Below are 26,889 nucleotides of genomic sequence, written 5' to 3'. Positions count from 1 at the left end.
CTAGCAGAGAAAAATTGCCTAGAGGTTGAGATGTGGGCGCCGTTCTCTTGAGATCGAACTGGCCAGTTTGGAGATTTTATTGATGAGTTTTGTATGGAAGGTTTTTCGAGTTACATTTTTTTTAGCGATTTATTTCTTTGCTGCTTTGGTAATTGTTACACTTGGATTGCAGTCTTGGTCGGACGGCAGCCAAGTTCTTTTTGCATTGGGAGCGCCCATCTTTTTGGTTTGGTGGCAAGAAAGGCGGCGATCTAGAAAAATTGCCGCTACAAATGGCGACGCAAAGAGTTCGGAAACAACAAAACCGAATTTAGCGCTGGTAGCGCCTCCAAATGCGTATGAAAAACGTGTCGAGCGTGAACGCGAACGAACTCGTGAAGCCAATGTTTCCACGGGATCGGCTGTGACTCAAGCCTATTCCCCTCCGAAGCAGGACTACGCTGAGGTCGTTCGCGCTGGAAAGTCTGCGGCGCCGGCACTTGCAGCGGCCGCAGAACGAAACCAGCCCTCGCGAGTGGCATCGAGCTCATCGGCCCGATCATCGAAAAGCGGGTGGGTCCCTTCTAGCGAAACGGCTAGCGTCGCCGGTCTCAACATCGGCGGGATGGTCTATGTTGGCACGCCTCCCTTGCTGAACTCCTACGGGTATCGTGACAAATGCCGAGCCTATATCGATCCGTCCCTGTCGGTCGCGCGCTCGGGCAGGGACAAGGCTGGCGATGGCATGCCGTATTGGCCCGGATACTCGGATATCTCACCCCAGTGTCGGGCAACCTATTTGGAGTGGTTGGCAAGTGGGCGAAGCGACGCTTCCTATAACCCCGGCTACATGTTCTTGTACTTCTACGGGCTGGAGCGTCGCTTCTTCGTCGATCAGTCGAACGAAGATGCAAAGGATATCGTCCAGGAAGTTCGACGGCTGCAGTCACTTTACCCTGATAACCATTCCGTCAGGCGGTATTTGGGTGAGTTCCTCGACATCGCGATGCTCGCCGAAACCGACCTCGACGCTATCGAGCCGATTTTCGAGAAGCAGGGCTGGGAACTTCCGTTCTCACTCAAATACGCAATCGGAGCTCGTATCGACAAAGGAGAGAACCTGACAGCTGACTGGTTGCTGAGTTGGTTCATCTGCCATCCGGAAACAAATCTGAGAACTCCCGCGACGCGGTGCCGTGACGAGTTCGTCGCGCTGTTCCGTATGCGGTTTGATCGGCGTTTTCCTGATGGACTCAAAGTGACAAAACCACGGAAATCACTCACTGCATCCTATCGGGCCGCCTCCAGCGAGTTTCAGGGGTCCGCCAACCCAACCGTCGGCGGCAAGCCGGTCCCCGATATTTCCGGCCTGCGCAAACCGGTCGAGATTGCCCAAGAGTTGGCTGACGAGGTGATGAACGACCTCGACAAGCTCAGTCGCTTCCTGGGCCGAAACCCTGACGGTCGCGGAAGTGTGGAAGCGCATGCCTTGCTGCCCTCTGAACTTTGGGATGCTTTCCCATCAGAGGAAATGGACCGCTTGAAATCTTGGGCAAGCGATATCGTCGATCGAGGGGGATTGGTGCTGCTTGAAGAGGTGATCGGGCGTCTGGAGGGAGAAACGAACGAGAAGATCGGGAAACGGCAAACGACAGGAGCCGCCGACGCGCTCGCGCGCCTCGGTTTCGGTCTGGCGCCCGACCCTCGGTTTGCGCTCCGGTCGCCCAAGGCGGAGGAGCCTGTTGTGCTGTTTCGTCTGGGCGAACCCATCGAAAGACTCGAGGACGTTTCCGATAGCTATCGAAGCGCCTTGATCGAATTGGCACTTGGGTCGTTCGTCGCCCATGCGGATGGTTGCATCGCGGAGACTGAACGCAGGGCGCTGGAAAATCAGGTTTCTGCCGCGGCACTCAGCGATCAGGAGCGACGCAGGCTGCGTGCAAACCTTGAATGGTTCCTGGCCGTGCCACCGGACATGACGCTTCTGCGGCGCAAACTGAAGGAGGTGGGCCAAGACAGCCAGGCCGCTATGCGGGCAGCGCTGGTCGGTGCAGCACATGCCGATGGCATTATTCACTCCGACGAAGTCGCAAGCATTGAGAAAATCTACAAGGCTTTGGGCCTCGATCCTGCGCTTGCCTACTCGGATCTGCATGCTGGCGAAGTCGCGGATGGTCCTCGCACTGTTCGTGCCTCGCAACCGGGTCGCCCGGGCGAAGCGATACCCGATCTTGAAAAAGCCAGCGGACCCAAACTCGACGCGTCGCGGATCGCAGCAATCCGTTCGGACACTGAGCGCGTGTCGTCCGTCCTCGGTCAGATTTTCGATGTCGAAGAGGAAGAAAGTGGTGCGTCTGGGCCCGCCAGCCAAAGCCAGCTGGCGGGGCTTGACCCGAAACACGGCGCCCTTGTCCTCGACCTAGTTACTCGGGAGCATTGGTCTGACACAGAGTTCGAGACGATCTGCGCCTCGCATGGCTTGATGGCGTCCGGGGCACTGGAAGTTGTGAATGAATGGGCTTTTGAGACCTACGATGAAGCGCTTCTCGACGAGTATGATGGATATGACGTGTCTCCGGAGATTGCGGAGGCGGTAAAAGAAAAGATGAGTGCGGAGGGCAGGGATGTCTAAGTTGAAACCACGTGAACGCGATGCAATCGTACAGGCGCTTCGGGCTGGGGTCGTGCCCAAGCTAGGTTTGCGCCATATCCAGGTCGGTCGCGTCCGGGAGATTGAAGAGCTCGTTAAGGACATGGACCGGATATCCGATGGCGGATCGGCAATCAGGTTCATCATCGGGGAATACGGATCGGGCAAGACGTTCTTCATGAACCTGATCCGCCTCGTCGCCTTGGAGAAAGGCCTGGTCGTGATGTTCGCGGATCTGGCGCCGGATCGCCGTATTCACGCGACCGGCGGACAAGCTCGGGGGCTGTATGCGGAGATGGCCCGAAACCTCTCGACGCGGACAAAGCCCGATGGCGGGGCATTGGCCAGCGTGGTAGAACGGTTTGTCAGCCAGGCTCACCGAGATGCTGAAGAACGGGAATTGCCCACGGGGACCGTCATTCGTGAACGCCTTGGCCACTTTGAAGAACTTACAGGAGGGTTTGAGTTCGCCGAAGTCATCCGTCGATATTGGGAAGGCCATGAGACCGGCGACGACGAGTTGAAATCCGCAGCCCTGAGATGGCTGCGCGGCGAGTTCGCGACACGCACCGACGCTCGCAAGGCGCTTGGTGTGCGAACGATCATCGACGACGCCAGTGTCTATGACCATCTGAAGCTGATGTCGGCATTTGTGTGCGAGGCCGGTTACAAAGGCTTGCTCGTCGGTCTCGACGAGATGGTGAACCTCTACAAGCTCACCTCGTCGCAGGCGCGCAATGCAAACTACGAGCAGATCCTCCGGATACTGAACGATGTGCTGCAAGGCAGTGCCGAGAACCTCGGATTTCTCATGGGCGGGACCCCGGAGTTTCTGATGAACACCCGTCGTGGACTCTATAGCTACGAAGCCCTTCAGTCGCGTTTGGCCGAAAATACCTTCGCGCGAGACGGATTGGTCGACCTTTCAGGACCAGTTGTCCGGCTCGCCAGCCTGACCCCTGAAGACCTTTTCGTACTTCTGGCCAATGTCCGGCGGATCATGCAGGACGATGCCAGTGCTCTGCCGGACGCCGCACTCGAGGCATTCATGGCGCATTGCTCGGACCGGATCGGTGAAGCTTACTTCCGCACCCCGCGCAATACGGTGACGGCCTTCGTGAACCTGCTTTCCGTGCTGGAGCAAAACCCCGGTGTCGAGTGGAGCGATCTGATCGAAAAGATCGAAGTCTCTGAAGACCTCGGCGAAGACATGACCGAGGTAGACGAGTCGACGGGCGCCCAAGACCCCGGTGACGATGATCTGATCAGCTTCAAGCTCTGACGCCGATGAGCAGTGCGTTCGACAAACTGGCGAGGCCTGTTCAGAAATGGATACGCCAGAAAGGATGGCGCGAACTTCGCGACATCCAGGCGCGATCCATCCGGACGATCTACGAGACCAACGCCGATTTGATCGTTGCGGCGTCCACGGCGGGCGGAAAGACCGAGGCGGCGTTCCTGCCGTTGATTTCACAGGCGCTTGACGAGCCGTCGGGCGGCACCGGCTTCGACCTGCTCTACATCGGTCCGCTGAAAGCTCTGATCACGGACCAGGCCATGCGGCTGGAGGGCATCTGCCAGGAAGCAGAGCTTCCGGTTGTTCCCTGGCACGGGGATGTCTCGCAATCGATCAAGACGCGCGCGTTGAAATCTCCAAAAGGGATCCTTCTGATAACCCCAGAGTCCCTTGAGGCGCTTTTCATTCGTCGTGGTTTGGAAATCGCCCGCCTGTTTGGGGCCACGCGGGCGGTCGTGATCGACGAACTGCACACAGTTCTGGATAGCGAACGCGGTGTCCAGCTTCGTTCACTACTCACAAGGCTCGAGCTCGCGATAAAGCGCCCAATCCGTCGGATAGGTCTGTCAGCTACGCTAGGCGACATGGATCTCGCCAAGGCCTATCTTCGCCCTGACACAGCAAGCTCTGTCCAGCTAATCGAAGCAGATGGCGGCGAGGCTGAATTGAGGCTACAGCTTCGCGGCTACCTCTCAGGCGATGAAGATGAAAACAGCCCATCCGCAACGGACGCCATCGCAGCTCATCTTTTCAAAAATCTTCGAGGCAGCGACAACCTGGTCTTCGCCGGAGCGCGCCAGCGGGTCGAGATCTACGCAGATCGGTTGCGGGAGCTTTGCGAACGGGAGCACCTGCCACAGGAATTCTATCCCCACCACGCGAGCCTCTCCCGAGAACACCGTGACTTCGTTGAGCGGCGCTTGAAGGATCCTGCGAAGCCGACGACCGCCGTTTGCACGTCGACGCTCGAGCTTGGAATCGACATCGGTGACGTGACCTGCGTGGCTCAAATCGGTGCGCCATTCAGCGTCGCGGCGTTGCGACAACGACTTGGCCGGTCAGGCCGGCGTGAAGGACAACCGGCCATTCTGAGGCAGTACGCTGTCGAAGCCAAACTGACGCCGGAGAGCAGTTTCGTGGATCGCCTTCGCCTCGGCTTAATCAGGTCCATCGCGATGATAGATCTGCTGCTGGAAGGCTGGTGCGAACCGCCAAAACCGCAGGCGCTTCATCTCTCGACGCTCGTCCATCAGATACTGTCAGTCATAGCGCAGCGCGGCGGTGCGTCTGCAGGCGTGATCTACAACGTGCTCTGCCGCGAAGGCCCCTTTCGGAAGGTCACAAGCGAAGTATTCGCAGATGTGTTGCGTGCGATCGGCCATCCAGAAACCGGCTTGATCGAACAGGCCGGAAGCGGGTTGCTACTTTTGGGAGCCGCGGGCGAGAAGCTGGTTGAGCATTACAGCTTTTATGCGGTGTTCCAGACACCTGAAGAATTCCGTTTGGTTGCAGAGGGGCGGGATCTTGGAACCCTGCCGATCGACAATGTGCTTGCCCCAGGGATGCTATTGATATTCTCCGGGAGGCGTTGGGTTGTTCAAGAAATCCATGATCGTGAAAAGGTCATGGTCGTGAAACCTGCGAAGGCTGGTGTGCCTCCCGTCTTCGGCGGCGATGCGGGGGACATTCATGACAAAGTGATCGACCGAATGTTCGCCGTGCTCGAGGGGAATTCTAGCCCAGCTTACATGGATACAGTCTCTTTGATGATGCTCGAGGAAGCGCGTGCTCACTATGAACAGCTGGGGTTTAGGGCCAATAACATACACACCATCGGCGAGCATACATCAGTCATTGCGACGCGGGTCGGTACGGTGAAGACATCAACCCTCGCGCTAGCACTGAGAAGTGAGGGGTTTTCAGTCGAGCAGCATGACGGGTTCCTGCTGGTGGAGGCAGGGGACGAAACCCCCGATCTTCAAACAGTACCAACGCATATTCGATCTGGCGAACCTGTCGATCTGTTCGCGGGAGCAGGGAACTTTATGTCGGAGAAGTTTCATCCGTACCTTTCGAAGCCGCTCTTGGAGTTGGATGCAGCCAGTTCGAAGCTTGTTCCTCATATTCTTCCAACGTTGGTTGAAAGGATCATTCAGGCATGAGCGATGGGAAGCAGAGGTTGTTTCCTTGCATGCTCTGAACCGCTAGTGCCAAATGCAATGACCTTTGGGGGCGCAGAGATCATTTGGAGAATGTCGTGGCCGATAAGCTGAACATAAATTTAAGATATTGTTATGGAATTGGAAAACTTGAGGTAGAGCTGGAGTTTAAGCACAAAGGCTACGCGATCTACGCTCCGAACGGTGTTATGAAAACATCGTTTGCGAAGACAATGATGGACCTATCGGAAGGCAATTCGCCGAAGGACCTGCACTTCCCGGATCGCGAACCTATTTGTGAGATCACCCTGAATGGCGAAGCCATTAAGAAAGAGGAAATTTTCGTCGTTAAATCCTACGATGACAAATTCTCTTCAAGTCAGGTGTCCACTCTTCTTGCGAACGCCGAACTCAGAACGAAGTACGAAAGAATCCATCAGTCGATTGGCGAAGCAAAAAAGGCTTTGGACAAAGCTCTCAGGAACGCTGCGGGATTTGGAGAAAGATCACGGGAGAACTTAGACCCGATTATCGAGGATGTGTTTGGCGGTAGCTATTATGAGGCACTTTCTGCGATTGAGGACGAGCTCGACGAACTTCATCAATCGGACCTCGGCAAAGCCGACTACAGAATCCTGTACGACCCAAAAGTTCAGCAATTCCTTGCCAGCGAAGATGTGGCGGCTGCGGTCGAGGACTTTGCGCAAAAGTATGACGAGATAACCGAACAATCGCCAATCCTTCGAAGGGATTTTCGGTATCATAATGTCGCCCAGGTTCAGCAGCAGCTCGAAGCGAACAACTTTTTTAACGCTGGACACAGCATCAGCTTGGCGGATGAAAACACGGATCAGAAGGAAGAAGTTTCCTCGGACCAATCTCTTCGCGAGCGCATCGAAGAGGAGAAGCTTCGCGTCTTGAACGATGAGGCGGTGGCGAAGAAATTCGACACATTCAATTCAAAGCTCAAAAATAAGGAGCTGCAGGCTTTCCGAGACTATATCACAGATAATAAACACCTTCTGCCTATGCTAAACGAACCGAAAGGCCTGAAACGTGACCTTTGGATGCAATATCTTCGGGCTGCACTTGATGAGTACAAAGCGCTGGTATCCGAGTATCGAACTGGTCAAAGTGCTCTCGCTGAAATCATCGCAGACGCGGACAGCAGCAGAGGTGATTGGGATGCTGTAGTGGCAGATTTCAATCGTCGCTTTCTCTACCTGCCATTTGAACTTTCCGTTGAGAACAAGGCCGATGCGATCCTCAAAGGAAGTGCTCCTTCGATTGCTTTTATCATCAAAGATGCAGGTGAAGAGAGGCGTTATGCTTCATCCGAAAAGCAAGAACTGCTCCGAGCGCTAAGCACAGGTGAAAGCCGCGCGCTGTACATACTTGATATTATGTATGAGGTATTCGTGCGATGGAAGAACCGCACCAAGACCCTCTTTGTCTTTGACGACATTTCTGACTCGTTTGACTACAAGAACAAGTTCGCGATCATCGACTTCTTGGAGGATGTAACCAAGGTCGAAGACACCAATTTCCTTGCCATCGTCCTGACTCACAACTTTGATTTCCTTCGAACAGTTTCAAGCAGAGATATCTGTCCAGCACATCAGTGTCGGCTGGCGTTTCGATCTGATGATGGGATCAAGTTTGAGCCATTCGAGCGGACGGACATCCAGAGTCCGTTTCGTAAGTGGCAGGCCAGGTTGGCGGAACCGTCCGTTCTAATTGCTTATATCCCGTTTTTACGTAATTTGATCGAGTACACGCTTGGCCCAAAAGATGCCGATGGGAATCCTAATGCTGACTACCTTCAGCTTACCAGGATGCTCCACTTCAAAGATGAAACTGAAGCCCTCACCATCGAGGACTACAAGGCCGTATTCGAACGCCATTTGAGCGGGTGTACTTTCCCTGATGTTGATCTGACGCAGCCAATTATTGAGCATCTTTTCGCCACGGCCGATGAGTGTGAAAAAGTTGCCGATGGCATCAATCTTGAGCACAAGATCGCTCTGTCAATCGCGATCAGAATGCGAGCCGAGCGATACATGGTTGCGAAGATCCGTTCTGCGCAGGAAGAATTTGATGTTTCGAATAAACAGACGGGGAAGATTTTTCAAAAATTCAAAGATTTGTTCAATAATGAAGCCGAAAAAATAGGCCTTCTACGCTGCGTTAATCTGATCACGCCAGCGAATATACATCTCAATTCCTTTATGTATGAGCCAATCTTAGACATGGGCATGGCAGAATTGGTGACGTTGTACCAGAACGTAAAGTCAGATTTGAACTAGGCGTAGTCGGAATGCGTTTTGCACTTTTGAATGGTCAACGAGTTGAGGCGACGCCTGGTGCCTTGGGCAACTGCCCAGGCTGCGATGCCGCCATGCTAGCTCGATGCGGGACCAAGAAGGCCTGGCATTGGGCGCACAAAGGCCGCCGTCATTGTGATCATTGGTGGGAAAACGAAACCGAGTGGCATCGCGACTGGAAGAACCGGTTTCTTACCGACTGGCAAGAGGTGCTAGCTCGCGATGAAACTGGCGAGCGTCATATTGCGGATATCAAAACACCCTATGGCCTTGTGATCGAGTTCCAGCACTCTGCTATCAAGTCGGCTGAGGTAAGAAAGCGCACAGATTTCTACGGTCAAGTAATTTGGATTATCGATGGAACCCGCCGCCCAACTGATCTGATCCAATATGAACGTATGTTGTCAGAAAACTATCCGGAACGGTTCGACGGCGTTGATATCTACACCGTTTATTCCGAGGAAACACGGCTTCTCAAAGAATGGGGATCATTGGGCAAGATCGTCGGATTTGACTTTGGCGGCGAAAATCTCTGCTTGCTGACAGCCGCACAAGGCAGAAGCCGTTATCTCTTCGACTTCCCAAAGGTGGAGTTCGCTAGGTTGATTAGTGAAGGGAGGCCGCTACCAGTGGTTCAGTTCGCAGAACCCACCCAGCGTGGCTATCGAAGGCGTAGAAGATTCTAATAAACTTCAGGTCGCAAACAGTCGTTTTTGGCGGCTATCCTGGTCTATTAAAATCAACGCTTTGGATATGAAAACCGCCCGTAGAAGATCACTAGCAGTACCTTTGCGGTTTTTGGAGGGTTGTTCTCATCAGCCCGTCATCGTCGCCCCAACCTTCCAAGCCTAGCCAGTTGCGCAAGCATCTGGGACCCGGCCCCCGGTGACCCAGTGCCGCTTGCCTGACCTGTCTGTCCCATGCCTTGCCGCACTGGCATCTGCTGTACCCCGAAGAACTGCCGCGCTCTTAGGGCGGCATATTCCGCCCCACTTGCCCCGCCGATCAAGTAGCGATTGTACGCCTGTTGGCTGCCCATTGCGGCGCGGGCAAAGCTGTAGCCGCCGCCTAGGCCACCAGAGAGGGCGGGCATCATGATGTTACCGGAGATTGCTCGGACGATGAATGGGGTGGCGATGATGAAGCCCTTGGCCATGAGAACCATCATGAAGAACGGAATGAGCGCACCAATGTTGGAAGCGCCTTCCGGATCGCCCAGTTCGCCGATCAGGGCTGATGATACCCCGGTGATCGTGGCGAACACGCCGGCGACAACGATGGGGTAGAGCGCAAAGGAAACCAGTGCTGAAAGCCATCGCGCGAAGTAATCCTTGGTCACTTCGAAGAGGGTCAGGAAAATCATGACTGGAGCGATCCCGATCAGAAGTGCGATCATCAAACGCGAGGCCACGAGTATGAAGGCTGCGAGTCCGCCGAGAATCGAGAGCAAGAGGACCCCGACAATGTCGAGCATGGCGCCGGCCATCCAGTTCAACTCGGAACCAGCGGCGTTCAAATAGTCCCCCAACTCGGCGATCAACCGGTCGAATTCTTCCGCGAACGTGCCAGAGGGCCCCGGGGTACCGCCACCGACCGAGGCGACAAGCGCACCCGCAATGCTGTCGATCCCGGCAAGGATAGCGGCGGAAAGCGCGTTGAACTGTACCCAGTTGGTAGAGAATATCCCGATCAGTCCGATCTTGACCGCGAGCCAGAAGGCCGTGCGGCCATCCATCGCCTTGTACTGGTAGATCATGTTCAGGAAGACGAGGATCACCACGAGCGTCGTGCCCAAAACCAGAAGCGTGCCGACCGTTGCCGCGACCGATCCGAACTGGGTTTCTGCGGCGGTGTCGAGATAGCCCTGGGAGGTTTCAACGAAGTAGGTGACGACGCTCATAACGGGGCTGCCTTACCAATTGCCCGCGGCTTCGCAGATGGCTTTGGCCTCAAGGCGAACTTCGTTGGCGCGCCGGTTATAGACACCCGAGGCTTGCAGCATTTCCCATCGTTCGGCGCTGCCATGGTGATCGAGGAAGGTAGCTTCGGCCTCGTCCCAAGTTGGGAAGCGGATTTCACAATCGCAGCTACCGGTCTCGACGATGCGCTCCAGATTCTGGGCGCGGTAGATATCCTGGACCAGCACGCGCTGATAGGTTTGGCGTAGTGGTATCTCCTGCATCCACATGGGCTCAGCGGGGCGGTCCGGACAGACCTTGAAGCTGCGATCGAGGGTCGGCACCAGATTGCGCTCGGCGAAGGCGGGGACAGCCAGCAGGCTCAGGGCCACCCCGGTCAAAGCAAGGGTTGGCCGTGCCAGCCTCATGCCGTGGCTCCGATGGATGTAGTTTCACGCTTCAAAAAGACCGTGTGCCCAACATTCGCGAATTCCGACGAGCTGATCGACACAACCTCCCAACCTTCCGCGCCTTTGGCGTTCAGGGTGTTCTTCATATCGGAAAGGCTGGTCTTTCGGGTCATGTTGAAGCTGAGGATGTCGTACTCAAAGGTCTTCATTGGGAAGCTCCGATCTCGGTTGTGCCGGGGAGGTAGAATTCAGTAATGCCGCGTTTGCCGTCGTGGCGACCGGCCTGGATGATCACATCGATGGAGTTCTCGATGTACTGGATCATGTCGGCATAGGTCATCGGGATCTCGGTCTTGAGCGCGGCGATTGCCAGACGCTGCACGGCGAGTTGCGGGGTTTCGGCGTGTAGCGTGGTCATGGAGCCGCCATGGCCGGTGTTTATCGCCTCGAGGAAGGTCATGGCTTCCTTGCCGCGCACCTCGCCTAGGATAATCCGGTCGGGGCGCATCCGCAGCGTGGCAGTGAGCAGCACATCGGCCGTCTGGAACTCCGCGTCACGATTGGCGATGAGGGTCACAGCATTGGGCTGGGTCGGCAGAAGCTCGGCGGCTTCCTCGATGGTGACGATGCGTTCCTCGGATGGCACGTGTGAAAGTATCTTCCGCGCGGCGACAGTCTTGCCGGTGGAGGTGCCACCCGAAACGATCATGTTGAGCTTGTTCTCGACGCAGAAGGCCAGGGCTTCGTCGATCACGCCTGCGGCCACCACCTCGCGGAGTTCGCGGGTTTTCTCGAGGCGCAGTTCCTCAAGCTTGCGTTCCTTGCCATAGAGGAAATCCACCGCGATCCCGTCGAGCGGCAGGCTAGAAAAGAACCGCAGGCTGATCGACATGGCCGAGAGCACGGCGGGCGGTGTGATGACCTGCGCCCGGATCGGTCGCCCCTTGTAGGTAATCGAGACCGAGACGATCGGGCGGTCCTTGCTCATCGTCGTGTTGGCGGAAGAGGCGATCTGGTTGCCGAGGTCCTTCACCTCTGTTGCGGTCAGCGTCTGGTCCAGCTTTCGCATGGAGTGATCGCCCTGGAATTCCCCCCAACAGCTGCCATCGGGGTTGATGCAGATCTCGATGACATCGTCGCGGGCGGCGGCGTCGATCCGATCAAGGGAGGTCTGGAGATAGCTCAGCGACATGTGCTTAGAAGATCTCCAGATCGCGGTCGACCATCACCGTGACGCGCGCGCCCTGGTCGACATTGATGACCGGACCGATGGAGAGATAGTCGCCAATAACACTGTCCGTGGCATCGGCCAGATCATCGCCCACGTCTTCGAGCATGTCCGCAGCGGTCTCATCCTGCACATTTGCCGCAGCGGCGCTTGGGGCCGCTGAGATCAGAGAAATCAGCGCTGCCGAGCCGAAGCGCTCATCGAACCGGGTGTCGACAAAACCCGTCACGCCGGAACGGCCCAGTTCATCGCCCCCGAAGGAACTGATCTGGATGGTTTGATTGTCAGGCAGGATGATCCGGTCCCAGGCGATGGTGACCCGGCGCTGCGCGATATCGACGCCGGAGCGATAACGCCCGACAAGACGGGACCCGCGCGGGATCAGGAGGCGCGCGCCATCGAAACTGAACACATCTTCAGAGACAACGGCCCGGGTCTGGCCGGTCAGGGAGCTGTCGAGGGCGGTTTCCATGACGGCCTGGATCATCGTGCCCTGGATGATGGTGTTGGACGGGTTGGCGATGACCTCGGCTTGCGTCACGGACGTGGGCAGCGCACCGTTCAGCACGAAATCCGTCACTTCGCCAAAAGTCCGTTCGGTCAGCGCGGTTTCATTCGCACCTGAGGTGCCACCAAAGGCGATGGTGGGCGAGGTGATGCGGCGTTCCTGAAACGCGCGCTCCTCGGCCGCGCGGCGTTCAAGTTCCGCGAGCCGTCTTGCTTCCTCCTCGCGGCGGAGCCGTTCTTCTTCCCGCGCCCGCAACTCGTCCTCAGATGGGCCTAAGGGCGCGGGGGCAGGGCGATTGGCTTCGAGTTGCGCAAGTTCGAGGTCCATGCGGAGCTGCTCCAACTCGCGATCGCGCGCCGTGAGCTCATCGCGAAACTGCTGTTGCGCGGCTTCTGACGCCGCTTGCAGCGCCGCGATCTGGGCTGTCAGCGCATCGATGGCTTCGGCGGCAGCTGTGTCTTTTTCGACGACCGCTTCAGGCGCATTGCGCAACTCCTCGATTTGGGCCTGAAGGGCGGCAAGCTGCGCCAGAAGCTCGGCATTGGGTTCCACCGGTTCCGGTGCGACCAGTACCACTTCGGGTTCGGGTGGGGGGAGGGTTTCGATGGCGCCAAAGCCGTCGCCCTCGTTTTGGAATACGTCCGGCGTGGCCGTAGGCAGGGCTTCTTCCTCCTCGGGTTGGCCCAGGAGATAGAGCAGTGCCCCGCCCGCGCCGATCACGAGGGCAACGACCAAAGCAAGCATTGGTGAGCGCCGTGGGGCAGGGGGTGAACCTGCGCCTTTGCCTTGCTCCAGGGCGGCGAGACGTTTCTCGAGGTCCGCGTTTCCGGTGTCGCTCATGATCCTACCCCCGTAGGTGGTGTGGCCTCGATACAGACCACCTCGTCCCCGATCCGCAGCACCCATTGCCTGTTCACTCCCGAAACCCGGATCACGCCGTCCTCGGTGGCTTGCGTGTTGACCGTCCGCTCGCGGCCATTCGCGTAGCGGAAGATCGCGGGCACCGGCGCGTTCCGCGGGAACTCGAAATACGTGAAGGTCCCGTCATCCCAGACGCGGATCGGGGTGAACACGGTGCGCGCGCTGCCACCGTAGTTGTAGTTCGGCGCTTGGGCCGCGATGGCACGCGTGGGCCGCGCATTGTCCTCGGGATAGCGGAACTGGACCACGTAGAAGGTCGGGCTGCGGGTCTCCTGGACGTTGAAATAATAGCTGCGGCGGTTGGTATAGACGGTCACATTAGTATGGACGCCTCGGGCGACGGGTTTGATCGCGAAGGCCTGGCCACCCGGAACGCCGTCGATCTCGAAGCCTTCCGTGTCGCCGGCGATGATCGATCGGATACTTTCACCCTCGCCAAACTCGATCGTGGTGACGTGTGTGAGTGAGACGTTGAGGCGATAGACCTGGCCCTCCTGGTAGGTGGCAAGGCGTACGCGGCTGTCGTTGGGCCCGCCGCGCGGGATCGCTTCGGCATGGGCGAGGACCGGCAGCAGGGCAACTAGGCCAGCAACAAAGAACTTACTGATCAAACTAATTCTCCAATCTGTCGGAGCGGATAGAATATTCGAGCACGGTGAAGCCGAAGGGGTTCGTCCAGACCTCATCGATGGAGCGGCGGGTCTCGGGGCGGAACTCGAAGAGCAGCGTGGCGGTGAAAAGCCCGGTCTGGACGCCATTGATCGAGGTCAGGCGCTTGCGCAGGCGGACCGTGGCGCGGTTCGTGCCGATCCGGTTGATGCTGAGGATTTCCACCTCGAGCCGGGCGTTCGGGCCATAAGCCGTTGGCGGGTAGTTCTCGTTGGCGCTGTTCCAGATCTGGCGCAACCCGCTTTCCGCGGCCCCGTCAGAGCGGCGCAGTACGCTGCGGATGCGCAGATCGTTGTCGAGCTGGTTATAGACCTCGCGGTCGGTCACATAGCGGAATACTTCCGCCTCGATGATGGCCTGATTAGCAGTCACCGACGTCGCGCCCACCGAAGCCTCGGGCAGGGCAAAGCCGGTGGCGGGATCATAGGGCACGACCACAGGCGGCGGATCGACATCGAGGATTGCGACAGCCGCCGCGCTCAGGCATCCGAGAATGCCGAAGATGAGCCCGATGAGCCCAAGGCGCTGCCAGAGCCGTTCGCGGCGCAGGGCACCATAGACCAGCTCTTCTTCGATGATGTCCTGTTCAGTAGCCACCCCTCATTCCCTCACGATCAGTCAGCCCGCAGGTCCGGCAGCGTAAAGTCCATGAAGCGCTGCTCCTCGGCGATGGTGGCGGCATCGATCACGCCGCCTGTTCCGTCACCCACGGTTTGCACCGCTTCGAGCTGCCACATAGCGACGAGCGCGATCGCCAGTTCCGCCGTGACGCGTGTGTTGAGATCGATGCTTTCCTTGAGTTCGTCCATGTCGTCTATGAGACCGACGAGGCGGTCTACGCGTTCCAGCGACTGGCCGGCATCCTCATAGCTGTTCTGGGCAGCGGCCGAGACGAGTGCGCCGGTCGTGGCTTGCGTCGCCACACGGTTGGCCCCGGGATTTCCGCTGGTGGCCATTTCCGAAAGCGTATCGTCGTCAAATCCGAGATCGGCCAGGACCCGGTCCATTTGGGTTTCGATTTCGCCTGCACCCGAGCCAGAGAGGCCAGAGAAGTCTCCGGTCTTGATGGCTTCAATGGTGGCGAGGATGTCTCCGAACTCCTGATCGAGCAGGCCATTGAGTTCGTCTTCCATCTCGGTGCGGATGATTTCTGGAAGCTCTGCGAGGCGGGTGAGCGCTTCATATGTCCGTTGCAGCTCCGCGAGTTGGTCCGTGAGTGTGGCAAGCTGTTCGCGGAGCTGCGTCAGCTGCTCGTTTTGCAGGATCTCGTCTTCGATCATCTGCCGGAGCTGCTGGATGTTTTGTGCGATGTTCTGGGTATCGACGACGGGCACGCCTTGTGCCAGGGCGGCGCACGGGGTGCCGAGATGCAGACCGATCCCAAGCGTCGTGGCCAAGGCCGTCCTCACAAGTAAATCTCTCATCAGTCAATCTCCCTGATCGTGAAGTCCATGAACGCGCCCTCGGCCATGCGGGTGCTGGCCTGGGCCAGTTCTTCGGCGGAAAGGACGCGGGTGCGGGCTGCCTGTAGCCGGATACGGGCCGCGACGAGACGCACGAGTTCGGCGCGCGCATAGGTGTTGAGTGCGATGCTTTCCTGCACATCTTCGGTCGTGGAAATCCGCTCGACGATGTCCGCGATGCGCAGGGCGGCCTGCCGGATCGCGGCGGGCGAGTTGTTGCCATAGAAGGCCGCGCCGTGCCCGGTGATTGAGAGGTTGGCATTGGCCAGAAGTGCGGGGTCGATCGTGCCAAGCGCTTCGATCCCGCCGATACGGGTCAAATAAAGGTTATAGCGTTCGGGGATCACCTGGACGTAGTGCTGGGTCTCGCGGAAGGGTGGCACGCCGCCATACTCGAAAACCCGGCCGGGTCCGGCGTTATAGGCCGCGAGGGCGTTGATGATGTTGCCATCGAATGTGTTGAGCTGGGTCGCGAGATAGCGCGCGCCGCCATGCACCTGTAGGTAGGGGCTGTCATAATATTCCGGGTTGATGCTGAGATCGCTGGCGGTGCCAGGCATGATCTGTGTGAGACCATAGGCGCCGACGGGAGACCGTGCCCCAATCGTAAACCGGCTTTCCTGCCAGATCAGCGCTTGCAGCAGCGCGCGCCATTGGACGGGGGAGAGTCCTGCGCGTCCAACACCCGCAAAACCGCTGGTCTCCTGGGCAACGCGGATGATGAGCTGCTCGATGTTTTCCGCAGCATCCCCGAACATCTGCGCACCGCCGGGATTGGGGTCGATCTCGCCCCTGCCATAGACGGCTTCCACGGCGCGGTCGGGATCGCCGCTGCCGCTTTCCAGCCCCGAGACCATAGCCGGCAAGCCCTGACCGCCGAAGCTGGTCTGGGCATCGAGGATGCGTTGCAGGGTTTCCAGCTGCTCCCGTTCGATCTCGGCGATGAGTTCGCGCACTGCCAGCTTGTCAGCCTGAACAGCCAAGTCTGCCTCGCGATCGCCGGTCTCGACGATGTCACGCGCGGTCAGCCCACTGTCATTGGTCGGCACGCCTTGAGACAAGGCGAGACCGGGCAGCAGGCAAAACGCGAGGATATGAGGCAGGCTAGACTTCAACGTCGCCCTCCGGCGCGCCGAGCGGTGCGAAGTGGCAATCCTGGGCTGTCGCTGCCGTCGATGCGAGAAAGGAAAAGCAATTGGCCTGCGGCTCCCGATACTGGGTGCAGGAGGCCAGCGCGCCGAGCGCAGCCAAAGCGATAAGAATACGGATCATTAAAGCCTCCAGAAGTCTGGGCGGTCGCGGTAATCGGCGCCGACAAGCGCTTCGCCCTTTTCCATGCCGCCAAGGATCGTGAGATTGGGTCCAAGGGCGCTCAAATCGGCATCGACGACGATTGAGCCCTGATCGTCGCGGATCAGCGCCAAGCGGCTGTTGCTGCCCGTGTTGAGAAGGACGTCGAGCTCCTTCTCTGTGAGATTCAGCATGGCGTAATCCGCAGGCTGCGCGCGGATATTGGGCAGCAGGATCTGCGTCGGAACCGCCTCGACGATGGTCTTGCCGGTCCGGGTGCGCTCAAGCTGGCTTGCGTATTGCGTCATCATCACCGCGACCGTGTTCTGCTTGCGCGCGGTGACCAGCCAATTCGACAGCCGCTCGGCGAAATACGCGTTGTCGAGCGCCTTCCAGGCCTCGTCGATCACGATGATGGTGGGGCGGCGATCCTCGATCTCGCGCTCGACCCGGCGGAAAAGATAGGAGAGAACTGCCATCCGCTCCTTGTCGGCCTCGCTGTCGAGAATGCCGGTCAGATCGAAGCCCACGACATCGCCCTTGAGCGAGAACGTGTCCTCAAGGCTCTGTCCGAAGATCCAGCCGTAGCGGCCGTCCTCAGACCACTCGAGCAGGCGCTGGTGCAGATCGCCGCCATCATCGGTGGACACAAAAAGCGACGCGAAATCCCGCCAGTTCCGCAGGGCCGGATTGGAGGCCTGCGCATTCTGGCGCACGACTTCCTGGATGCGGTTGGTCTGTGCTGGCGTCAGGGGCTTGTCAGCGCGGTAGAGCAGGGTGGCAAGCCAGTCCGAGAGCCAGGCGGTGCCGCGGGCATCGGTCTCGGTCCAGAGCGGGTTGAGGCCCGTGGGCTGACCGGCGTTCAGGGACGCGTAGCGCCCGCCATTCGCGCGGACCGCCATCTCCATACCAAGACGGTAATCGAAGACGAAGATCCGCGCCCCTGCTCGACGGGCTTGGGTCATCAGGAAGGCCGACAGCACCGATTTGCCCGACCCGGGTCGTCCCATGATCAGGGTATGGCCGCTGGTGGGTTCTTTGTTGGGCGAGCCTTGCTCGTGATAGGAAAACCGATAGGCGCTTTGCTCGGGCGTAGGCAAATATGTGACGACCCGGCCCCAAGGGGTAAGTGCTGCGGGTTTGCCGAGCTGTGTCCGATGAAAGGCCGCAAAATCCGCGAAGTTGCGATTGGTGACGGCGCTGGCACGCACGCGCTTGGGCTGGTTGCCGGGATGCTGGCTGAGGTAATGGGCCTTTGCGGCGACCCGCTCACCGATCATCTTCACGCCTTCGGTCGCGGCGGCATTCACGATCTCGGCGCTGAGGGTTTGCAGCTCTTCGAGCGTGTCGCAGAAGAGCGTCACGACCATGTGATGCTCGCCGAAGCTTTGGCGCTTGGCCTCGAGATCATCGGCGGCGATGTCGAGCGCTTCCAGGAGCGAGAGGGCCGCATCCTGGCTGGCCTGCATCTGGCGCTTTTGCCGCTTGATGCGGCCCGCCATGAGGTTCGAATTGATCGGTGTGAAGGAATGGGTGACGATCATGTCGACCGGCAGGTTCAGCATGTCGAACATGGTGCAGGAGGTGGCCTCAGCATATTCCCCGATGGTGAAACTCTTGCCGTAGCGATGCCCCACGACGCCTTCAGAGAGCTCGAAATGATCGCCGTGAAACGTCACGCGGGTATTGGCGACGTTGAAGGATAAAAAGCCGTAGGTGTTTGCCGGGTAGAGCGGCAGTTCTGTTCCTGTGTTGAGCGCGCCCAGAAACCCCACCAATTCCCCCGATGCAGCTGACAGCAGGCGCGGCTTGAGCTCGGTGAGGCCCGAGAGGAAGACGTTCACGGCCTCGCCCAGGCGCTGCAGGCGTTTGCGGGTCTCCTCTTTCAGCCGGTCAGGCGCGCTGCTGCCGAGATGCGGCAGGAGGCTTTTCGGAGGCGGGCGGTGAATGATGGTGAGCGTCAGGGTCTTGTCGCGAAGCCCCCTGGTTGCAAGTTTCGCGCGCCAGCGCCGGTCGACCTCTCCCGCAAAGCTGTCCTCACGAATGGGGTCCAGATCTGGTTTGATGACCTTGGAGACCTTGTGGACATAGTAGCTGAACTCCGGCCCGAGTTGCGCGACGATGCGGGCAAAAAGTGCCGTCACCTTGTCGAGATAGGCATCGTCCGTCGTGTAGCTGTTGGTCCCCTCGAGCCGGATGCAGCGGAAGAGTTCGTTCACCCGGGTCCGCACGGTCTGGTCGTCGACGAGGCTCACGTAGGGCAGCATATGTGCAAGCCGGGTCTCGCGCGCATACCAGTCTGGCGTCATTGTGCGGGCATCGAGCGCAGCATCACGGGCGTCATCACGGGGCATAGCTGTCCCCGCCATGAATGGACCTGTTGCGCGTGGGCGGTGTCTCCTGCAGCGCCGTCATCATCACGTCGATGAAGCGCGGGTCCCAATCGGCGGCCTTCCAGAGCACGGGATAGAGCAGGGCCGCGACAGCCAGCACCGCGATATGCTGGAGCCAGACGAACAGGAGCACCGAGCCAAAGAGCCAGACCATCGCGTACATGATGGGCAGGCCTAGAAGCTTCGGCGGGCGCACGAGCCCAAGAAAGAGGGGTGAGCGTTCAGCCACCGGCAAAGACCGCAGCAACAATCGTGGGGGCTGCCGCGACGCCGGCGATGCCCACGAGGACCCAAAGCGCTTGGCGCAGATCAATGATGTTGAAAAACCAGCTCAAGAAAACGCCGAGGACCGCGAGTGTGGCGATGACCACACCAAGAGGTCCGGTCAGCGCATCGACAATGCCCTGCAACAAGCTCTGGATCGGGGAGAGATCGATGCTCTGTGCAAGGGCGGGTTCGGCAATCAGCAGGAATAGCACCAGCGAGGTGACAAAGAGGTTTGAAATCCAACTTGTTTGGAAAAAGCGGTATCGCCAATGCACTGCCGCGCTGCGCGCTCTCATGACATTAGCGATAAGTGTTTTGAGGAATGATTTCCAAAAAGGTTGGGACATCATGAATTTGATCCTTCCAATCGGGCCACGACGGCCATGACGCGGGCTACGTGGTTCTGGGTTTCTCGGTAGGGGGGAACGCCGCCATACTGGCGGACCGCATCGGGTCCGGCGTTGTAGGCAGCCAGCGCCAGGTGCGGATCGCCGAACGTCTCCAGCATCATCGCGAGGTAGCGTGCGGAGCCGTCGAGGTTCTGCAGCGGATCGCGCGGGTCGACGCCCAGATCACGCGCCGTCGCTGGCATCAATTGACCAAGGCCAATGGCACCTGCACTTGAAATCGCATCCTGCCGGTAGGCGCTCTCAACCTCGATATTGGCTCGATAGAGAGCCAGCCAATCCGTCACGGAAAGCCCCGCGCGACGCAGGCCGGGATGGCCGGCATGGCGCAAGGCCGTGGTCTGAATCCCGGAGAGGACATCGGCGCGGGGCAGGGGAGTCGGGCGGGCAAGGGCCGCGACTTGGACCCCCTCTTGCTCGGCCTCTACCTCGCCGAAGATCGCGATCCCATCGGAGGCCGAACCCTGACCAATCCCGTCATTGTAGTTTCGAGCAAAGCTGCTTTGGGAGTGGGACGGGATCAGGGAGCCGTCGCCCTCCATGACCAGGACCATTTGCGCTGAGGCAGGTGCTGCGACCAGCCAGAGGCAGACGAGGTTAGTTGTCAGCGGCCTTGTCTGATGGGGCTTTGTCTGACGGGGCGAGTATATGCGTGCGGCTTGTACCCGCCTCAAGCGGCAGGTCGACATGCGCAAAGCCAAGGCCAATGAAGAAAGACACCACGCCGGAGATCGTCTTGAACTCGCGGATCTTGATGTCGTTATAGGTCGTCCGAGTACGGGCCGTGACCAGCAGCTTCTCCACGCCTTCGTTGGAGACCACACGCATGATCCAGACCCCGTAGTAGCTGGGGCCTTTCTTGTGTGCCGATTCTTGGCACAGGATTTCTGCGTTATAGCCGCTTTCCACGAGTTCGCGGAAACGTGCTTCCGTAACCACATTTGGTGCTTCGAAGTCCCAGTTCATGGCCCGGCTCACGCTTTCTCCAATGGCGCGACCCTAGGCATTCCCACTTGAAGCCCAGAGTTACGATAGTATATTGTTAACCGCAAGATATATTGCAGAAGATACTTGTGTATCTTGGTTACACAATTTCTAGGCACGCCCAATGACGTCTATCAAGACCATTAGAGGTTTTACAAACCCTAGGTTGAAGTTGTTTCTATCTTGGCGAGCATTGGCGGTTTACTTGCTCGTTTTGTCTGCCAGTTCCGCTGAATCCTGCCTTGCCCCAGTCCGACCATTTGTTCCTAGCGATTCGCAAGCTGCTAGGAACTATGAAGACATCATTCGGCGGGACTTTGAGGTCTACATCACGGACATTCAGGACTACTTTCGCTGCCTCGAGCAGGAGCGTGCACGGGCTTTTGAGGAAGCCCGTGAGGTCAGTCATGACTACGGTCGGTTTCTGAAACTGGTGAGGGATTGATGGGCCATTGGGCATGCATCAGACTAGCACCCCATGAAAACCAGACGCCAATAACACCCTCAAATATCTACTTTTTAGATAACAGATTTCATCCGCTAGCGACGTCACAAAAGGTATGTGACGCGTGTCGAAAACAATCTGGAGTATCGGGCATCTGGCCCTTTGTCAGTCTTTGGTCGAGGCCCGAAAAAACGCGGGTCTGGGGCAGAAAGACTTGGCGGACAGGCTCGATTGCCATCAGTCTCTCGTGGCGCGCATTGAAAGCGGCCAGCGCCGGATCGACGTTGTCGAATTCATCGTATTGTCCCGGGCGCTTGGCTTCGACTTACACGAAGTTCTGGCGATCGTCGAAGCCGCCACGGAACCCGACCACAAGATTTGAAAACAATGCAATTTTGGGGCGTACCGCTTTGGATGTCCCCTCGTGAGATCAGCTACCTGAAGAAACAGCAGTTAGCCCACATCCACCACGTGCGGCCTCCGGCGCGAGTGAGCGCCTTATGACACCATGCCGCAAATTCAGCGCCACAGTGCAGGAAGTCAGTAAACAGTGAACGATGACAAAGGTGAGGGCGTCGCGATCGCCAATCTGATCGGGACCGATGGGTGCAGCGTGGTTGGTTGGGTTTATCGCTGGAGTACAGGAGCGCATGCGGTGATGTGGGACGTCCAGGGGCCCAAGCCGGTATCGGAAACCCGGCCGGATCTGACAGTAGAACAGAAGCAGGAAATCGACTTCGATGAATTGAAACGGATCGGAAACGGCGAAGGCGGGTAGGCTCCTCAGCTTGCCGCCAGTTCATATTTGATAGTTGGTGCCGGCCGGCATACCGGACATTGGGGTCGCAGGCGGCGAATGCGGACTCTGAGCCCAATCCGACTGATGCTGCAATATGCACCGAGGTCTGCAAAGCCGGAGAAGCGGTCATTAGACGTTGTACTTTGCGGCTGTCCAGTGGTGGACGTTGGCGATTTTAACTTTATTTCAATAGATTACAAGATCTCGTGTGCAATGTTTATTAAAAATGCAATCGCGTGATTTCGCACTTTGACGTGTCAATTCGGTGCGCCGACAGATACAGCTTCCATATTGGCTCGTGATCTTTATCGGGAAGAACAGCGATTTTTTTGACTCGTCCCTAGACGCGTTTTGCAAAAGTGAATGTGCCTGTTCAAAGTTGGCTTTGGTCAAGTCCGTCTCGCGGACAAAGCCAGCCTCATGTTGGGCCGCATGAAGGTCTGTTTTGCAATCCGGCAGCACTTCAGCTGCGGTCTTTCATGAACTCCCCTACAACCCGGTTCAACACTTCGGCAGCCGCACTTAGGGTCAGTTCATCGAATGCCGCGTAGCGACCTATGCCATGCGGGATGCAACACGCTGCGAAACTTGGCGTAATCGGTTCAGTTGAAGTACGCAGCCACCCGACGCTCCGCAGCACGTTGGCAAGGAAAGCTCAAAGTTGCCTTCTGTCGCGGCCTGCCCGACGCCTGAACTGGGTATCGGGCGTCGCCGATTGGCTGGAAGCAATCAAATCTTGCGCGCCAGAACTAACAGCGTCCCCGGCTCTTGATACTGGCGATTTGCATAGAAGCGAGTCGTCGCCTCAGCCCGAGCCGTAACCAGCCAAATGGATTCGTATTCCACTTCCTTCGCCAAACTTTCGAAGCTCTGCAAAAGGCTCGCGCCCACACCAGCCTTTTGAAACTGCGGCTCGACAACGATCTCTGATAGATAAATCGAAGTTCCATGTGCGCCTGTATGCGGCACGCCGACCGCAAATCCCACAAGACTATTCTCATGGAAGGCACCGACTGACAAATAATTCGGAGTGCTACTTAGTTCGTTCAGCCGTTGAATGGCGAGTTTCGGCGACCATTCCTCATTCCAAGGCGGCGGTCTATAGCATGTAATAAGCAGTCTCGCACCGATATCGATGTATTCGGCCAGCTGGATGCGCCCAAAACGTACAATCCTATCACTCATTTTGTTTCTCATTCGGCGTTCGCTTAAATTTCTAATGTCCTGTTTGCTATTCCCGAAGACATGTGCAGGGCCATGTGTCGAGATCATGTCGTCCAATCGAGCTGCAGAACTCACTGAAGCCTTGTGGTGAGGATTTTCATGCCAGCCGCCGTAAAGCCAACGGCGAACGCGCCTTCGAACCAACGGCGGCCCGCAATATAGCCGCGTGTGATCGACGATGTCGAAAACATCAGAGCGTAACCGAAAAACACGACCATGCTTTGTACGCCGACGGCTATCACGACCAGAGCAAGCTGCGCATGGCTCGCGTCGGAGGGCAGTCCAAGTGCGTAGAGCGCGCCGAAGAAAAGGATGGATTTCGGATTGGTGATATGCAGCGCCGCACCCCGAAGGATCAGGCGGCTTGGTCGGCCTCCGATAGACTGTGGCGCGATTGACTTTTGCGCCATCGCGGAACGTGCGGCTTTCCATGCAAGAAAAAAGAGATAGGCCGTCCCGGCATAGCGGATCACCTCGAGAACCCAGCCGTGCGACAGCATGATGGCACCGAGGCCAAAAGCGGCCGCCAGCGACCAGGTAAGTGACCCGATCACGATCCCAAAGGCGAGCAGGAGCCCGGACGGGCGACCCCGCGCCATCGAGGTGCCTGCGATCGCCAGTGTCGCGGGTCCCGGACTTGCGCTGGCAGCAAGATGCGCCAGCAGGATCAGAGCAAGGTTGATGTCTCCGATCATGTCGACCTCCCGTTGGAAAGCTGCCTTGCTTCGGCGGTTACGCTGGCCATGGCGTTGTCAGTGGAAGCCAACTGCGCCAGTTCTGTCGGCGCGCTCTTTGCAATGCGCGCCACTGCTCTCAGGGCATGGGTCCAGATCGTCAGGTCGTTTGCCGAGAAGGCAATTCTGACCCCCGACGGGGCCGCACCAGGGACCACTGCGAAAGCACTCCCTGGTGCTACGGCGATGCCGATCTCGGCGCAGGCTGCTGCAAAGGCTTCGCTGCGCCAGCCTTTTGGAAGGGTGAGCCATCCGTGCAGTGCTTCCGGTGCGCCGGAGAAGTCGAGACCCGCGAGCGTCCTCGCCGCAACGTCGAACATCTGGCGCGCCTCATGCCGCTTGCTCGTCTCAACGGAGGCGACAGTTCCGTCCTCAATCCAATGCCGGGCGAGTTGAACGGCAAGGCTCTGCGCCATCCAACCGCCGGATCGTGCCGCGCGCCTAATCGCGTCGGCAATCGGCTCTGGTGGTGCGATGATACCCAAGGAAAGACCCGGCATGAGCCTCTTTGAAAGGCTGTCGATGCGAATGACATGGTTGGGCGCATAGGCGGCCAACGGCACGGTCGGTTTGAGGAAGCTGTAGATGCGGTCTTCGATCGCACTGAGCCGATGGCGTTTCAGCACGTCGGCGATGCACTGCTTGCGGTCCTCCGACATAGTCAGGACGAGGGGACTTTGCAACGTCGGCTGGAGATAAACGCCCTGTAGTCCCGTCTGCGCTGCACGATCCAGGGCGACTGGCGTCACCCCTTCGGCGTCCATTGAAAGGGGGACGAGATCGATGCCGAGTTGGCGGGCGGCAGCCCTCACATAAGGATAAGTCATCGTCTCGACGCCGATGCGCCCACCGCGAGGGGCCAGAGCGGCCAGGCAGGTCGAGATTGCTTGCTTGCCGTTCCCGACGAGGACGAGCGAGTTGGGAGAAACAGGGTGCTCGGTAGAGCCGACAGTCTCGGCGAAGACCGACGCTACCGAAGGCTCGGCCGACGCCGAAGATGGTGCAACTGCGGATTGTTCCAATCCTTGGCGGAAAAAGCGCGCTGTCGATGCGGCGATACGGTCTCGCCCCTCCGCGCTCAACCTGAAGACGATGTCCAGATCGATGCCGCGGCCCGAAGGCTCTTGCAAGGCAGGATCGAGAGGCCGGAACCGGTTTGCGACAAAGGTGCCGCGCCCGACCTCTCCCACGACGAGACCTCTGCGGCGCAACTCTTCGTAGACGCGGCTGGCGGTCGAGACGGCGATGCCTTCGGTGTGGGCAAAGTCACGCTGCGGGGGCAGGCGCGCACCCAGGGGCAACTCTCCGGTCGCGATCCGCAGCGCGATACGATCCGCGATTTCGGTATAGGGCTTCAAGCGAAAATTGCTCCGAGTACAATGATTACCTTGATCGGAACATTAGGACAGTTCATTTCATGGAAAATCAAGGAGAATATTCAATGCCTGCGCTTTCGCTTTGTCACCGCATGACAGCCTACATGGAGTGGGCCGACGATGTGATGCTCTCCGCCGCCGAAAGGCTGCCACAGAACGCCGTAAGTGCGCCGCGCGATGCTCTCTTCAAGTCGATTGCGGGTACGTTCGATCATACTCTGGTCGTCGGAGAGATCTTTCAGGCGCATCTGGAAGGTCGCTCCCATGGCCATGATGCGCGGCATCGGGCCAGTGTTCTCGACTTTCCACAAGTGGCAACGCGGCTGCGCGCCATGAACAGCTACTACGTGCGCTGTGCAAGGGACTGGACGACCAGCGATCTGGCCGAAACGATCGAGTTCACGTTTGTTGGGGGTGGGCAGGGCGCAATGACCCGTGAGGACATCCTGCTCCACCTAGTCAATCATGCGACGTATCATAGAGGCTTTGTCAGTACGCTTCTTTATCCGCTCAAGGCTAAGACTGCAGCGAGTGACCTGACCGTCTTCCTCCGCGATGTGTGGCCTGAAATGGTCGTAGAGTTGAGGGCGGATGCATCGTCATGAAGATCGGATGGATTGGTTTGGGTGTCATGGGATATCCGATGGCAGGGCACTTGGCGCGTTCAGGTCATTCAGTGACAGTTTTCAATCGAACGCCCTCCAAAGCCAGAGAGTGGGTCGAAGAATACGGCGGCAGGCAGGCTGCGAGCCCGGCGGAAGCGACGATAGGCGCCGATATCGTTCTGAGCTGTGTCGGCGCAGATGAAGATCTTCGGGAAGTCACAATCGGGCCCGATGGAGCGTTTTCCGAACTTTCGGAAGGTGGGTGTTTCGTTGATTGTACCACCGCTTCTGCAGACGTAGCCCGTGAGCTTTTTCACCTGCTCAACGAAAAAAGCTGCCACTATCTCGATGCACCTGTTTCCGGTGGCCAAGCGGGTGCCAAGTCCGGCCAGCTGTCTGTGATGGTCGGCGGAGAGATCGCTGCATTTGAAATCGTCCAACCTGTGCTCGAGGTGTTCGCAAGAAAGGTTGTGAGGATCGGAGATGTCGGGTCCGGGCAAACTGCCAAAATGGTCAATCAACTTTGCATTGCGGGTGTTGTCCAAGGGCTGGCTGAAGGCATGGCCTTGGCAGAACGCGCCGGACTGGACATTTTCCGCCGTCATGGAAGCGATCGCCGAAGGCGCCGCCGGATCTTGGCAAATGTCAAACCGCTGGAAGACGATGCAGGCTGGAGAATATGAATTCGGCTTTGCGGTAGACTGGATGCGCAAGGATCTTTCGATTGCATTGAAAGAAGTCGCTCGCCTTGGTGGAACAGCTCCAGTTGGTGCTCTTATCGATCAATTTTATGCGGATGTGCAGCGCGCCGGTGGCGGCCGGTTGGATACATCGAGTCTGCTGACAAGGCTGCGGTGAC

General features: G+C 58.2%; 27 protein-coding genes and 1 pseudogene. 10 read left to right on the top strand and 18 right to left on the bottom strand.

The window, feature by feature from the left end; translation table 11 throughout:
- Positions 1–82 precede the first annotated feature (82 nt).
- From FIU94_RS19295 to FIU94_RS19275, 5 genes are all read left to right on the top strand, one after another.
- Positions 83–2,611 carry a TerB N-terminal domain-containing protein gene (locus FIU94_RS19295; protein WP_152467437.1) on the top strand — a complete coding sequence of 843 codons (2,529 nt, stop codon included), beginning with the start codon at positions 83–85 and terminating at the stop codon, positions 2,609–2,611.
- Positions 2,604–3,911 carry an ATP-binding protein gene (locus tag FIU94_RS19290; RefSeq protein ID WP_152467436.1) on the top strand — a complete coding sequence of 436 codons (1,308 nt, stop codon included), beginning with the start codon at positions 2,604–2,606 and terminating at the stop codon, positions 3,909–3,911. The genes FIU94_RS19295 and FIU94_RS19290 overlap by 8 nt, the downstream gene beginning before the upstream one ends.
- Before the next feature lie 5 nt (positions 3,912–3,916).
- Positions 3,917–6,088, top strand: coding sequence for a DEAD/DEAH box helicase (locus FIU94_RS19285; RefSeq protein ID WP_152467435.1), 2,172 nt, complete (start codon positions 3,917–3,919; stop codon positions 6,086–6,088).
- Positions 6,089–6,183: 95 nt separating this feature from the next.
- On the top strand, positions 6,184–8,391 hold the full coding sequence (locus FIU94_RS19280; protein ID WP_152467434.1) for a hypothetical protein: 2,208 nt from the start codon (positions 6,184–6,186) through the stop codon (positions 8,389–8,391).
- A gap of 11 nt (positions 8,392–8,402) precedes the next feature.
- A complete protein-coding gene (locus FIU94_RS19275) occupies positions 8,403–9,095 on the top strand; it encodes a competence protein CoiA (protein ID WP_152467433.1) in 693 nt (230 codons plus the stop codon).
- Between the two features lie 137 nt (positions 9,096–9,232).
- On the opposite strand, the gene FIU94_RS19270 is transcribed toward FIU94_RS19275, so the two are convergent.
- From FIU94_RS19270 to FIU94_RS19205, 15 genes are read right to left on the bottom strand one after another with little or no spacing between them, the layout of a single operon-like run.
- Positions 9,233–10,309, bottom strand: a complete 1,077-nt coding sequence (locus FIU94_RS19270) for a type IV secretion system protein (RefSeq protein WP_152467432.1) — start codon at positions 10,307–10,309, stop codon at positions 9,233–9,235.
- Between the two features lie 12 nt (positions 10,310–10,321).
- Positions 10,322–10,735 carry a hypothetical protein gene (locus FIU94_RS19265; RefSeq protein ID WP_152467431.1) on the bottom strand — a complete coding sequence of 138 codons (414 nt, stop codon included), beginning with the start codon at positions 10,733–10,735 and terminating at the stop codon, positions 10,322–10,324.
- A complete protein-coding gene (locus FIU94_RS19260; RefSeq protein WP_152467430.1) occupies positions 10,732–10,926 on the bottom strand; it encodes a DUF4177 domain-containing protein in 195 nt (64 codons plus the stop codon). Before FIU94_RS19260 ends, FIU94_RS19265 begins: the two co-directional genes overlap by 4 nt.
- On the bottom strand, positions 10,923–11,909 hold the full coding sequence (locus tag FIU94_RS19255; protein ID WP_152467429.1) for an ATPase, T2SS/T4P/T4SS family: 987 nt from the start codon (positions 11,907–11,909) through the stop codon (positions 10,923–10,925). Before FIU94_RS19255 ends, FIU94_RS19260 begins: the two co-directional genes overlap by 4 nt.
- A gap of 4 nt (positions 11,910–11,913) precedes the next feature.
- The gene (locus FIU94_RS19250) at positions 11,914–13,293 is read right to left on the bottom strand and encodes a TrbI/VirB10 family protein (RefSeq protein WP_152467428.1); all 1,380 of its coding nucleotides are present in this window, start codon (positions 13,291–13,293) and stop codon (positions 11,914–11,916) included.
- Entirely contained in the window at positions 13,290–13,985 is a 696-nt protein-coding gene (locus tag FIU94_RS19245) for a TrbG/VirB9 family P-type conjugative transfer protein (protein WP_152467427.1), read from the bottom strand. The genes FIU94_RS19250 and FIU94_RS19245 overlap by 4 nt, the downstream gene beginning before the upstream one ends.
- A 1-nt stretch (position 13,986) precedes the next feature.
- Complete coding sequence (locus FIU94_RS19240; RefSeq protein ID WP_152467426.1) at positions 13,987–14,640, bottom strand: virB8 family protein; 654 nt, start codon at positions 14,638–14,640, stop codon at positions 13,987–13,989.
- Positions 14,641–14,657: 17 nt separating this feature from the next.
- Entirely contained in the window at positions 14,658–15,467 is an 810-nt protein-coding gene (locus tag FIU94_RS19235) for a type IV secretion system protein (RefSeq protein WP_152467425.1), read from the bottom strand.
- Positions 15,467–16,621 (bottom strand): lytic transglycosylase domain-containing protein, encoded by a 1,155-nt coding sequence (locus FIU94_RS19230; protein ID WP_172975967.1) that lies wholly within the window; start codon positions 16,619–16,621, stop codon positions 15,467–15,469. Before FIU94_RS19230 ends, FIU94_RS19235 begins: the two co-directional genes overlap by 1 nt.
- Positions 16,611–16,778 (bottom strand): hypothetical protein, encoded by a 168-nt coding sequence (locus tag FIU94_RS20970; protein WP_009815545.1) that lies wholly within the window; start codon positions 16,776–16,778, stop codon positions 16,611–16,613. Before FIU94_RS20970 ends, FIU94_RS19230 begins: the two co-directional genes overlap by 11 nt.
- Complete coding sequence (locus FIU94_RS19225) at positions 16,778–19,150, bottom strand: type IV secretion system DNA-binding domain-containing protein (protein ID WP_152467424.1); 2,373 nt, start codon at positions 19,148–19,150, stop codon at positions 16,778–16,780. Before FIU94_RS19225 ends, FIU94_RS20970 begins: the two co-directional genes overlap by 1 nt.
- Entirely contained in the window at positions 19,140–19,418 is a 279-nt protein-coding gene (locus FIU94_RS19220; RefSeq protein WP_152467423.1) for a type IV secretion system protein VirB3, read from the bottom strand. Before FIU94_RS19220 ends, FIU94_RS19225 begins: the two co-directional genes overlap by 11 nt.
- Entirely contained in the window at positions 19,411–19,752 is a 342-nt protein-coding gene (locus FIU94_RS19215) for a TrbC/VirB2 family protein (RefSeq protein WP_152467454.1), read from the bottom strand. The genes FIU94_RS19220 and FIU94_RS19215 overlap by 8 nt, the downstream gene beginning before the upstream one ends.
- A 50-nt stretch (positions 19,753–19,802) precedes the next feature.
- Positions 19,803–20,417, bottom strand: coding sequence for a lytic transglycosylase domain-containing protein (locus tag FIU94_RS19210; RefSeq protein ID WP_152467422.1), 615 nt, complete (start codon positions 20,415–20,417; stop codon positions 19,803–19,805).
- Between the two features lie 43 nt (positions 20,418–20,460).
- Positions 20,461–20,829: a hypothetical protein gene (locus FIU94_RS19205; protein WP_152467421.1), complete on the bottom strand. Its 369-nt coding sequence runs from the start codon at positions 20,827–20,829 to the stop codon at positions 20,461–20,463.
- 142 nt (positions 20,830–20,971) lie between these two features.
- Here FIU94_RS19205 and FIU94_RS21115 point away from each other — a divergent pair, with 142 nt between their 5' ends.
- From FIU94_RS21115 to FIU94_RS19190, 3 genes are all read left to right on the top strand, one after another.
- A complete protein-coding gene (locus FIU94_RS21115; protein WP_254702694.1) occupies positions 20,972–21,292 on the top strand; it encodes a hypothetical protein in 321 nt (106 codons plus the stop codon).
- Positions 21,293–21,416: 124 nt separating this feature from the next.
- Complete coding sequence (locus FIU94_RS19195) at positions 21,417–21,674, top strand: helix-turn-helix domain-containing protein (RefSeq protein ID WP_152467420.1); 258 nt, start codon at positions 21,417–21,419, stop codon at positions 21,672–21,674.
- Between the two features lie 168 nt (positions 21,675–21,842).
- Positions 21,843–22,070, top strand: a complete 228-nt coding sequence (locus FIU94_RS19190) for a hypothetical protein (protein WP_152467419.1) — start codon at positions 21,843–21,845, stop codon at positions 22,068–22,070.
- A 750-nt stretch (positions 22,071–22,820) separates the two neighbouring features.
- On the opposite strand, the gene FIU94_RS19185 is transcribed toward FIU94_RS19190, so the two are convergent.
- The 3 genes from FIU94_RS19185 to FIU94_RS19175 form a co-directional block, all read right to left on the bottom strand.
- The gene (locus tag FIU94_RS19185; RefSeq protein WP_172975966.1) at positions 22,821–23,276 is read right to left on the bottom strand and encodes a GNAT family N-acetyltransferase; all 456 of its coding nucleotides are present in this window, start codon (positions 23,274–23,276) and stop codon (positions 22,821–22,823) included.
- A gap of 110 nt (positions 23,277–23,386) precedes the next feature.
- On the bottom strand, positions 23,387–24,010 hold the full coding sequence (locus FIU94_RS19180) for a LysE family translocator (RefSeq protein WP_152467417.1): 624 nt from the start codon (positions 24,008–24,010) through the stop codon (positions 23,387–23,389).
- Positions 24,007–25,407, bottom strand: a complete 1,401-nt coding sequence (locus tag FIU94_RS19175; RefSeq protein WP_152467416.1) for a PLP-dependent aminotransferase family protein — start codon at positions 25,405–25,407, stop codon at positions 24,007–24,009. The genes FIU94_RS19180 and FIU94_RS19175 overlap by 4 nt, the downstream gene beginning before the upstream one ends.
- An 83-nt stretch (positions 25,408–25,490) precedes the next feature.
- Here FIU94_RS19175 and FIU94_RS19170 point away from each other — a divergent pair, with 83 nt between their 5' ends.
- The gene (locus FIU94_RS19170) at positions 25,491–26,030 is read left to right on the top strand and encodes a DinB family protein (protein WP_172975965.1); all 540 of its coding nucleotides are present in this window, start codon (positions 25,491–25,493) and stop codon (positions 26,028–26,030) included.
- A pseudogene (locus FIU94_RS19165) lies at positions 26,027–26,888 on the top strand (NAD(P)-dependent oxidoreductase). Before FIU94_RS19170 ends, FIU94_RS19165 begins: the two are co-directional and overlap by 4 nt.
- Position 26,889 lies beyond the last annotated feature (1 nt).

The organism is Sulfitobacter sp. THAF37, assembly GCF_009363555.1.
Classification (GTDB): domain Bacteria; phylum Pseudomonadota; class Alphaproteobacteria; order Rhodobacterales; family Rhodobacteraceae; genus Sulfitobacter.
Note: the sequence above shows the minus strand (reverse complement) of the source record. Positions and strands in the feature narration are given on the sequence as shown.